Annotated in this window: 6 protein-coding genes; 4 read left to right on the forward strand and 2 right to left on the reverse strand. The window is 40.9% G+C overall.

Annotated elements, in window-relative coordinates:
- Positions 1-247: 247 nt before the first annotated feature.
- The 4 genes from ACM0OP_RS15285 to ACM0OP_RS15300 all read left to right on the forward strand — a co-directional run bounded on the left by ACM0OP_RS15285 (position 248) and on the right by ACM0OP_RS15300 (position 7857).
- Positions 248-979: a pentapeptide repeat-containing protein gene (locus ACM0OP_RS15285; protein ID WP_414529282.1), complete on the forward strand. Its 732-nt coding sequence runs from the start codon at positions 248-250 to the stop codon at positions 977-979.
- Positions 980-1231: 252 nt separating this feature from the next.
- Positions 1232-2701, forward strand: a complete 1470-nt coding sequence (locus ACM0OP_RS15290; RefSeq protein WP_414529277.1) for a pentapeptide repeat-containing protein — start codon at positions 1232-1234, stop codon at positions 2699-2701.
- Positions 2702-3127: 426 nt separating this feature from the next.
- Positions 3128-6502 (forward strand): PAS domain S-box protein, encoded by a 3375-nt coding sequence (locus ACM0OP_RS15295; RefSeq protein WP_414529278.1) that lies wholly within the window; start codon positions 3128-3130, stop codon positions 6500-6502.
- Between the two features lie 5 nt (positions 6503-6507).
- A complete protein-coding gene (locus ACM0OP_RS15300; RefSeq protein ID WP_414529279.1) occupies positions 6508-7857 on the forward strand; it encodes a sensor histidine kinase in 1350 nt (449 codons plus the stop codon).
- On the opposite strand, the gene ACM0OP_RS15305 is transcribed toward ACM0OP_RS15300, so the two are convergent.
- Positions 7829-9337 carry a hydroxysqualene dehydroxylase gene (locus ACM0OP_RS15305; RefSeq protein ID WP_414529280.1) on the reverse strand — a complete coding sequence of 503 codons (1509 nt, stop codon included), beginning with the start codon at positions 9335-9337 and terminating at the stop codon, positions 7829-7831. The genes ACM0OP_RS15300 and ACM0OP_RS15305 overlap by 29 nt on opposite strands.
- A 134-nt stretch (positions 9338-9471) precedes the next feature.
- Positions 9472-11310, reverse strand: a complete 1839-nt coding sequence (locus tag ACM0OP_RS15310) for a GAF domain-containing sensor histidine kinase (RefSeq protein WP_414529281.1) — start codon at positions 11308-11310, stop codon at positions 9472-9474.
- Positions 11311-11438 lie beyond the last annotated feature (128 nt).

Below are 11438 nucleotides of genomic sequence, written 5' to 3' on the forward strand. Positions count from 1 at the left end.
CATCCGCGTTTAATTATTCCTGCGTATACTTCAGTTAAATAGGAATTAGCATAATTATTTTTTAAACTTTGACTTCCTCCCATAGTTTTAACCTGATAAAATCAATGTATATAATTTTAGCCATTTTAATTAGCTCGATTGATTGTGATATTTTCTATTATTTTTACTCAGAAAATCATTAAATTTACTAATGATTATTCTCGCCGACATCATCACAATAAGTATTAGTTGAAATCTTTTTATCTGTATATTGATGGCAATTATTAATACTATTCATGTATTCGGTCGATTAAAACGGCAATTAATTGATAAAAATATATCCTTAACAAATATCATTCAAGAGATAGTTGGCAGTCCAGCAAAATCACTTAACCTGATATTTAATAGGCGAGAAGAGGAGTTATTCACAATTGCCAAATATCTCAATGATCAGAATATCGAAAACAGACTAGCAGGAATTGATGATTTAGAGAAATTTTCTCAGAAATACCCACAATATCATGGGCAAATTATCAGGATTCTTAGTTATTTTGTACAAAAGCACAGTATTGATCTTAATTCATTACCTAAAATTCCTACAGATATTCAATTTGCGCTGACAGTAATTGGGAGAAGGAATATCAATCATGATGGGGAGGAAGAACAATTAGATTTGAGTTACGGGGATATGAGGGGGGCGAATCTCTCTGAGGCTAATTTAAAATCCTCCAATCTCTATCACGTTAATCTGGCGGGGGCGAATCTGACGGGGGCGAATCTTTCTGGCGCTATTCTGACTACGGCGAACCTAGCGGGGGCGAATTTAGCGGGGGCGAATCTTTCTGGCGCTATTCTCAGTGCGGCGAATCTGACAGGGGCGAATCTGACGGGGGCGAATTTGCAGCGTGCTAACCTATATCTGGCGAATCTCCAGGGCGCTACTCTCAATGATGTCATGCTACAAGGGGCAAATCTCCGAGAAGCCAAATGGGATATATAAGAAGCAAGGGAGCAGGGAGCAGGGAGCGGGGGGGAGTTAGAAATTACTCCGGCGTAACAACCTTTCCTCTTCCCACAGTCGCCGGTCATATTTAATGCCATGCTCTTGATAAATATGAGATTAATTAATTCTGCTGGTATATGTTCAAAAATTCCAGATTGTGGGGCATATTCAAATTTTCTGCTAAATGATATACTAATTTTTCTTAAACCCTAAGTAATAATTCTGTGTCTGGTGAGGAATATTACTATTATGTCTGCTTATAAAACAGACAAATTCTGGCGTTGGTTGATAGCTATCACAGTTATATTTTTGCTGTCACTAACTCTGATTGTTTTTGTATCGTCGTACATTGAGGAATTAACAGTTGACCAAAGGATACACTATCGGATTCATGTATTAATTACCAGTGCTATTGTTTTTCTCGGTTTGGCGGTGTTGATTAATGCTTATTATGCAGCCAAGCGTGTAGATGTGATGGCTAAAAATGCGATCGCATCGGAAAAAAGCAACGAAATCAACATTCAAAATTCCCAAATCGGTGAAGATCAGCTGATTGTCGAACGGTTTATGGGAGCCATTAACCAACTAGGTCATGAAACAATCGAAACCCGCACCGGTGCAATTTACATTCTAGAACGAGTTGCCCAGGAGTCGCCCAAAGAACACTGGACAATTATGGAAATCCTGGCCGCTTTTGTCCGGGAAAATGCCGCCATTACCACTGAGGAGGAGCAACAAAGGCTGGAAAATTTACAGCCCATATACCTACACAATAAAGGTAAAGCCCGTCGCGTACACCCGGAGGAAATGAACACTGGGGAAGTATTACCTCAACTGCGTCGGGATATTCAAGCCGCTCTGACTGTCATCGGTAGGCGAAATTCTCTGTTAGAACAGGAAAATCAAAAACTGGATTTACGGAATACCGATATCCGGCGAGCCGATTTACTGGAAGCTAATCTGGAACGAGCGGATTTACGTGGCTCTAACCTTTGTGGTGCTAACTTGCGGAGTGCTTTGCTTTGTGACGCTAATTTGGATGGGGCTAAACTTACTGGCTCTATTCTTTATGAAGCGAACCTGAGTCAAGCTAATCTGAATCGAGCCAATTTATGTTGGACAAACATGAATCAAGCTAACCTGGTGGGGGCAAATTTACGCGCAGCGAACCTTTTGGGTGCAAGTCTGCGTGCAGCTAACCTGTCTGGAGCTAATCTTTATAAAGCTAATCTGCAACAGGCGGTGTTAAAAGTGGCTCAACTGGGTGGAGCGAAGTTGTTTCTGGCTAACTTGCAATGGGCTAAGTTGGGTAAAGCTAATCTGCAATTCGCTGGTTTGATTGGAGCTAATTTGAATGGGGCTAATTTGAATGGTGCAAATTTGAATGGGGCGAACCTGAATGCGGCGAAATTGCAACACACAGAAATCATTTTTGCAGACCTCACCGACGCTAGTTTTGCCGAAGCTGATTTAGAAAAAGCTAATTTGATGGGGTCAGATTTGCATGAGGCTAACTTCTTTCAAGCTAACCTTTCTGGGACTAACCTGATGGGTAGTAATCTATTGGGTGCTAACCTCTGTGATGTCAAACTGGAAGGGGCAATTTTGACTGGGGCTAAAAATATTGAATTACACCAAATTAGCCTAGCGTTGGGCGATCGCACAACCCGCCTCCCTGATTATTTGGAAACTCCCGTAGATTGGCGACAATCTGGGTGATCAATATTAGTATGAATTATTTATTTGGGTGCATCTTAACCATTTCTGATCAACATTATCATGTGTCCGTCGTCACAATTGATAGGGACTCATATCAAGTTTATATTTAGCTAAGTGTGTTACTTTTAAAGAGAAATTGTGATTGTGATCCACTGTTAATGTTCAAGCAATAAAAAATTGCTAGTATGTACAGTATGGCCTTCAGCAAAATTAGTGTTTTTATTTACTTTAATTTATTCAAGATAAATTTAACTGTCAAGAATATTTCAGTATTTACCCGGATTTAAAATCAGGCTTCTTTAGTTTCAACAGAAACAGAGGAACTATAACTAGAAACCGAGAGATAGCCTATGAAATTGATGATTTATTGATGAGCCAAAGATTGAGCAACCAAAAATTTCTACTACTCAGGGCGATCGCCAATTCATGCCATTTTTGCCAGCAAAATTCCACACCCAGAATATCGTTAACAAAAATGCAGAAGTATTCCGTGCTACAGGAGCCAAAATTAATATGACTGGGTACAATCAAAGTATAGTAGCTGTGGAACAAGCAATTGAATATGTCCCTGTAGCGATCGCCATTTTTGATTTAGAAATGCGCTATCTGCGTGTAAGTCAGAGATTCCTAGAAGAACATCACCTGAGTAACGACATTATTGGACGCTCTCACTACGAAGTCTTTCCCAATATTCCCCTAGAATGGCGGCAGATCCACCAAGAATGTTTAGCAGGAGCAGTTCTAGAACGGGAAGAAGACCCTTATTTTAAATCAGACGGAACTACAAAATGGCTCAGGTGGTTAATCCGTCCGTGGTATAAAATCACTGGTGAAATCAGTGGTATTATTATGTATAGTGAAAATGTCACTCACCGTAAACAAACAGAAATCGCACTACGTCACAGCGAAGAACGTTATAAATCTTTAATCACAGCCTCTGCTCAAATAGTTTGGATACTTCCGGCTGATGGTTTTCCCGTAGAGGAAAATCCTGTGTGGATGGAATTTACCGGACAAACAGCTGAAGAATGTCGAGGTGAAGGAGCGCTGGCTGCTATTCATCCAGAGGATAGAGAATACACCATTGCAGCCTGGACAGAAGCATTCCAAACAGGTGATAGCTATCAAATGGAATATCGTCTGAGAAGACATGATGGGGAATATCGCCATGTACTAGCGCGGGGTGTCCCAGTTTTAGAAGCAGACGGTACAGTCCGAGAATGGGTCGGTACTTGTACAGATATTCACGAACGCAAACAAGCAGTAGCAGAACTGGAAAAACGCAACACATTATTGCAGTCTATTTTGCAAGGTACACCAGATGTTATTTTTGCCAAGGATATACAAGGGCGTTATGTCACCATTAACTCTAACGGAGCAGAATTTCTTGGCAAATCCGTTGAAGAGATCATTGGTAAAAACGATTATGAACTATTGCCGGAAGTAGCAAGTGAAATAGTCGCCAAAGACCAGCAAATCATCTCCAGAGGGATGAGTGAAACTTACGAAGAAGATGTTTTATACAATGATCTGATTTCCCACTGCATCACTACAAAAGTTCCTTGGTTAGATTCTCAAGGTAATGTTACTGGTTTAATTGGCATAGTCCGAGATATTACAGACCGGAAACAAGTTGAAATAGCCCTGCAACGGAGTCAGGAAAAATACCTTTCCTTAATTGACGCAACCACTCAAATTATCTGGGATACCAATGCAGAAGGGGAATTATTCCCGGAACAACCCCAATGGAGTGCATTTACAGGTCAATCCTATCAACAATTCCAAAAGTGGGGCTGGCTGAATGCAGTGCATCCAGAAGATCAAGCTCACACCTTAGAGACTTGGTCAAATGCCATCACCAACCGGGTATTTTATGAATGTGGACATCGTTTGCGTCGTCATGATGGCCAGTATCGTTACATGAGTATCCGGGGTGTCCCCATTCTCAACGGCGATGGTAGTATCCGCGAGTGGATTGGAGTTCATACAGATATTACAGACCGCAAACAAGCAGAAGCAGCACTGCAACAAAGTGAAGCAAAATTTCGTTCGCTCATCAAAGCCATTTCCCAAATTATCTGGACAACTGATACTGAGGGACGAGTAACAAGTATCACCGACTGGCAAAATTACTCTGGACTACCGGAAACATCAATGATTGGTTTCCTGTGGTTGGATGCAATTCATCCAGAAGACCGGGAACAAACAAATCAAATTTGGATGGAAGCGGTAAGAACCAAAAGTTTGTATGAAAGTGAATGTCGGTTGCAGTCTGGAGATGGCAAATATCGCTATTTTCACAGTAGAGCTGTTCCTATTCTGAACTCCGATGGTACGGTTCGAGAATGGGTAGGTATTTCTACAGATATTGAAGCTCGTAAACAGGCAGAAATCGCCCTGAATCAAGCCAAAGAAGCGGCAGAAACCGCAAGTCATGCCAAAAGTGAATTTCTCGCCAACATGAGCCACGAATTGCGGACTCCCCTGAATGGTATTCTCGGCTACGCCCAAATTTTACAGCGATCGCCCAACTTAGATTCCCAACAGCGATCGCGGATTGATATAATTTACCAGTGTGGTTCCCACTTACTCACCCTAATTAACGACATCTTAGATTTATCGAAAATCGAAGCACAAAAAGTACAGTTGATGCCTTCAGATTTTCATTTCCCAGCATTTCTGCAAAGTGTCGCCGAAATGTGCCGCATCCGAGCCGAAATTAAAAACATTGAATTTTATTATCAATTAGCACCAGAATTACCCATTGGCATTCGTGCTGATGAAAAACGCCTGCGCCAAGTCTTAATTAACCTCTTAAGTAATGCCATCAAATTTACCGATGTCGGTAGCGTTACCTTTACAGTTAACTATGCCTCAGCAGGCAAAATTCGCTTTGCAATTCGTGATACAGGTATTGGCATTGTCCCAGAAAAACTAGAAATAATTTTTCAACCCTTTGAACAAGCCGGAGACAGTCGGCGACAGATAGAGGGAACTGGTTTAGGATTAGCCATCAGCCAAAAGATTGTCGAATTTATGGGGAGTAAAATTTATGTTGAAAGTGAATCAAAAGTTGGGAGTATTTTCTATTTTGATGTAGAACTACCCACAGCTGATGAATGGATAAAAACATCTCATATTGATGATTATGGTCAAATTATCGGCATCCAAAATTACCGCCCCAAAATTCTTGTAGTAGACGATAAATGGGAAAATCGCTCAGTTATAGTGCATTTACTCACACCAATTGGTTTTCAAGTCGTTGAAGCCGTCGATGGTGACGAAGGTTGGTTAAAAATTTGGGAATTTCAACCAGACTTAATTATCACTGATTTATTAATGCCAGAACTAGATGGCTTTAAGCTAATCAAACGTATTCGTAATTCCGAATCATTTAAAGATATTATCGTCATTGTTTCCTCCGCCAGCGTCTTTGAAACCGAGAGACAGCGCAGCCTAGAACTAGGAGGTGATGATTTTATCCCTAAACCTTTACAAGCAATAGAACTCCTGAACAAACTACAACAACATCTCAACTTAGAATGGATTTATGAACAAAAGGAGATAGTAAAACAATCCCAAATCACAAGTCCCAACATCGAATTAGTTTTACCACCTCAAGGAGAAATCAATATCATTTATGAACTAGCCATGAAAGGGAATTTTCGCGGTATTAATAAACAGGCAGCATTAATTGCCAAAATGGATGATAAATATCTTCCTTTTGCCCGCAAACTTCAAGAAATGGCTCAAGAGTTTCAAGACCAAGAAATTTTGGCACTTATTCAATCCTACCAGTAAACATTATGAATCCTGTCTGTAACCCAATTCCGACAATTCTCATTGTTGATGATCATCCTGCTAACTTGAGTGTTTTATCTGACGCTCTCGATGAAGCAGGCTGGGAAGTGTGGGTAGCAAAATCGGGTAAAGTGGCTTTAGAACGGGTGAAATATGCCCTACCCCATTTAATTTTATTGGATGTGATGATGCCAGAAATGGATGGCTTTGAAACCTGTCGGCGCTTAAAAGCTAATCCAGACACTAGGGAAGTTCCAGTTATTTTTATGACTGCACTTTCTGATACTGCGAATAAAGTCGCTGGATTTGAAGCAGGCGCTGTAGACTATATCACTAAGCCTTTTCAACAAGCTGAAGTTTTATCACGGGTAAAATTACATTTACAGCTATCTGATTTATCTCGAAAACTAGAGGATAAAAATCATCTTTTAGAAGAAAAACTAATAGAGGTAAATAATGCCAATAAACAACTGCAAAAAATCCAATTAAAGCTAATTCAAAGTGAGAAACTATCTAGTATAGGGCAAATGGTAGCGGGTATTACTCATGAAATTAATAACCCGGTGAATTTTATTTATGGTAACTTGCTTCATGCCAATGAATATACACAAGAATTGCTAGAGATTTTACATCTTTATCAAGAAGAATATCCCAATCCTAGTGAGCAAATAAAAGCACATTTAGAAGAAGCTGACCTACATTTTCTCAAGGATGATTTATTAAAGTTATTTGAGTCAATGAATATGGGTGCAAAGCGGATTCATGAAATTATCAAATCTATGCGTGTCTTTTCCCGTATGGATGAACTGAATATGAAAGGTGTGAATATCCATGAAGGAATTGATAGTACACTGACTATTTTGAATTACCGTTTAAAACCTAAACCACGGCATCCTGGTATTGAAGTGATAAAAAATTACGGTGAATTACCGCTAGTGGAATGCTATGCAGGTAAAGTTAATCAAGTTTTTATGAATATTTTGGTAAATGCTATCGATGCCTTAGAGGAATCTAATCAAGAGCGTTCCTGGGAGGAAATAGCCGCCAAACCCAGTCGCATTGAAATTACTACTCAGAAAGTGGGTGATGATTGGGTGGCGATTCACATTGCTGATAATGGCCCAGGAATGAGTGAAGCTGTGCAAGAAAAGTTATTTAAGAGCTTTTTTACCACCAAACCACCGGGAAAAGGAACGGGATTAGGTTTGTCTATTAGTCAGCAAATTATTGTAGAGCAACATGGTGGCAATATTTATTGCCAATCTACACCCAATACAGGGACAGAGTTTGTGATTAAAATTCCCATTCAACAGCAGTCAGCCATGATTAAGGCAGCCAAAATTCCGGCAATATAGATTTACCCAAGTCGCGGATAGTTTGGTTGAGCGATCGCACCATTTTAATATGCTCTTCGTCCTCTTCTACAGGTATAATCTCAGCAGGCTGACCCTCACCTAAATAAGACACCGCTAAATTTGCCGCTTCTAATCCTGTGACATAAGCCTTTTCCTGAGACCAAGAACCATGACGATTCACAATCCAATCACCACTCATAAACACATTTGCAAAGCTGGTCTGAGCGGGTAACATATAGCGATAGCTCCCAGGGGCAAAGTGCGTAACTGCATTGGGTAAACGAATCACACTGCTATCCACAACTTTAGCTGGGGCAAATCCTGGCACACAAGTTGTTAAATATTCCTTGACTTTAGCGATAATTTGTACATCACTCATACCAAGAAACTGATTGGCGTGATAAAAATCAGCTTCAATTACCGTTCCTGGCTCGTTTTGATATTCATCATGCAGGGCATTCAAATCAAAAAACGTCCAACCTGTGGTTTCGTCAAAGCCAAAGCAAGCATTAGAAGCACGGGGAACCTCAATTTTGCGGTCAAACCATAACCGTGTAGCTACAACGTCAATTGCGCCTAAATTATTCAAATTGCGAAATTCTTCCCGACTTTGTAAACTGGGGCTATTAGCTACAATTTTCTTCATCCCGGTGACACCCACGGCAAAAATTACCGCATCGGCATCAAATACTTGATCACCACAAACCACACCCTGGACGCGATTTTGACTATCAACAATTAAATCAGTTACCGGGTGGTGGGGTAACACTTTCGCCCCGGCTTTTGCGATTTTTTCCACCCAAGGACGAAATATTTTTTCTCCCACCGTTCCCCGACACCAAACCACATCAAAATCAGCTTGATGGGCGAGAATAAAAAAGTAGAGCATTCCCAATGTAGCGGCGGCTGAACATTGTTCACCTGGGGCAAATAAGCCGACTAATAACATGGGTTCAAAGGCTTCTTTATAAAGTCGCGCAGAAACGCCAAAATCTTTAAATAATTCTCGTGCTGTTACAAAGTCATAACGCCGCCAAGCTGCATCGGAGTTGTCAAAATCTACCACAGAATAAAGTAAAGGTAAGGCGCTGAGACGGTCGATTAGTGGTAATCGCTGAAACTGAGTGTAAATAAAAGTACCCAGAGGTGAAGGCAATCGTGGTAAATCTTGAAAAATGGGTGATTCCACTTCTAACCCTGCGGGGGAATATTGAGCAGAACGAGTCCAGGTGGTAAAGGGATTAATTTCTAATTGATTAATGAGGGAGAAAATATTTCTGTAAGGATACCAAAAGCCATGAATCCCAGCTTCTACAGATTTACCCCCTGTGGTTTTCCAACCTGCAACTAATCCCCCAGGATATGCACCGGCTTCTAAAAGGGTGACATCATATCCCTGTTTAGCTAAATGGTAGGTTGCACCTAAACCAGCCCAACCCGCACCTACAACTACTATGCGTTTTCCTTGCAACTCTGTCATCCCATCCTCCAATTTTTCACCACTCCCTACTCCCTACTCCCCACACTCCCCACACTCCCCACTCTCCCCACACTTCCCACACTTCCCACACTTCCCACACTCCCCACACTCCCCACTCCCCACTCCCTACTCCCTCAAACTTGCGCTGGTATCCAGACTGTAAAAATTGACCCAATAGCTACTGTAGATTCTACTTCAATTCGACCGCGATGGAGTTCTACAAGTTGTTTAGTTAAGGCTAAACCCAAGCCAGTACCTTCGTAGCGGCGGCGATAGGGTGTATCCAGTTGCTGAAATTTTTCAAACATCAGTGGTAATTGCTCTTCTGCAATGCCAATTCCTGTATCTTCAATTTGAAAGATAGCTGTATTATCTTCTACCCAAATCCGCAAGGTGACATTGCCACCTTCTGGGGTAAATTTTATGGCATTGGTTAACATATTCCCCATAATTTGTTCAATTCGTCCCGCATCGGCGGTAAAGCGATCGCGTTGAGGATGGATTTGCAAATCTAGTTGCAGATTAACTTGTTTGCTGGTGGCTTTTTTTAACAGTGACTGGATGCAATTTTTAGCTATTTCTGTTAAAGAAAACTCTGTAATATTTAATACGGTTTTCCCGGCTTCAATTTGTGAGATATCGAGGATGTCGTTAATTAATTCTAATAAATGTTCGCCACTGTCGTGGATGGTTTGCAGGTAATCTCGTTGACGTTGACTCAATTCTCCCAAAGGCCAACGTAATAAGGTGGAAGACATCCCGATTACGTAGGTTAAAGGGGTAAGCAATTCATGGCTGATGGTAGCTAAAAATTCATTTCTGAGGCGACTAGCGGCTTCGGCGGCTAATAAAGCTTCTCGCAAAGCCATTGTGCGCTCAATGACGCGTTGTTCTAGGGTTTGTTTTTCTGCGGTGAGAGTGAGGGTGGCGGCTTGCAGAGATTGCATTAACTGGGCTTGATGAATGGCGATCGCTAATTGTTCGGCGATCGCAGTTAATAAACTTTTCTCATTCTCAGTCCATTGTCGGGGAGTATAACATTGATGAGCAATCAATAGCCCCCACAGCTTCTTTTCCAAAATAATTGGTGCAACTAACTTGGCTCTAACTTGGCTTTTTCTTAAAAAATTCAACAAGCATTCTTCCAGAGCATAAGTTTGTTCTACATCATCAACAACTAATGTAAACCCTTGGCGATATTTTTCGCAACAGGGAGAATCGCTCTCAAAGCAATCTGTTTCCTGATAATACAACACAGAGGAAATGGCATTTGTAGCCCTAGCTTCATGGACAATACAATCCCCTGAGCCGTGGACATGATCACCCCCAAACTTATAAATAACTAATCTATCTAGTTCTAGAAATTCCCGCACCAGAGTAATCGCCGTAGCCATAATTACTGGCAAGTCTAAGCTCTTGCGAATTTGAGTAGTGACTTGATTTAACAGTTGCTCTCGCTGCACTCTGTTATTTAACGCCTCTTCCACAGGCTTACAGGAATAAAAATCCTCAGTTTCGGTGGTTGTATTTTCCGTAATTTTTCTAGGACAGCTAGGTAAAAAATACTCTAATAACAACAGTGTAAATTTACTTTGGATCTCAGCATTATTCGGTCTAACAGTTTGCAGATACTGCGCCAAATGCTGATATGTGTCAGAGTTGTCCTCAAAGAAATCTCGGATTTGGGAAACAAACAAGGCGATCGCCTCCCCATTAAATGTCAAACTAGTATTTAATTCCTGGTACTCTTCCTCCTTTCCTACCAACAAAGCGCTAAACTGCTCCGAAATCACCAGAGTAAATCTTTGATTTACCCACTCTACTGGAATATTAATCCTAGCCAACACAGCTTCGGTGAGAACCAGTGCAGAATTTCCTACAACTTGAGCCATCTGCTGTAACAATTCCCCAAGCTGATTAAATACAACTAAAGGCAAGTTTCGAGAAAAACTCAAATCAGGAGAACTAAACATTTTCAATGGTTTGTTAATAAGCGATTTCCAAGCAATAACACCGAGAAATCAAGAGGACAGAAGTTGATCACCTTATAGCCTTTCCCAGTCTGATGAAGTACACACCAATTTATTCCCTGTTCCCTGTT

This window comes from Nodularia chucula CCY0103 (assembly GCF_963923915.1).
Classification (GTDB): Bacteria; Cyanobacteriota; Cyanobacteriia; order Cyanobacteriales; family Nostocaceae; genus Nodularia; species Nodularia chucula.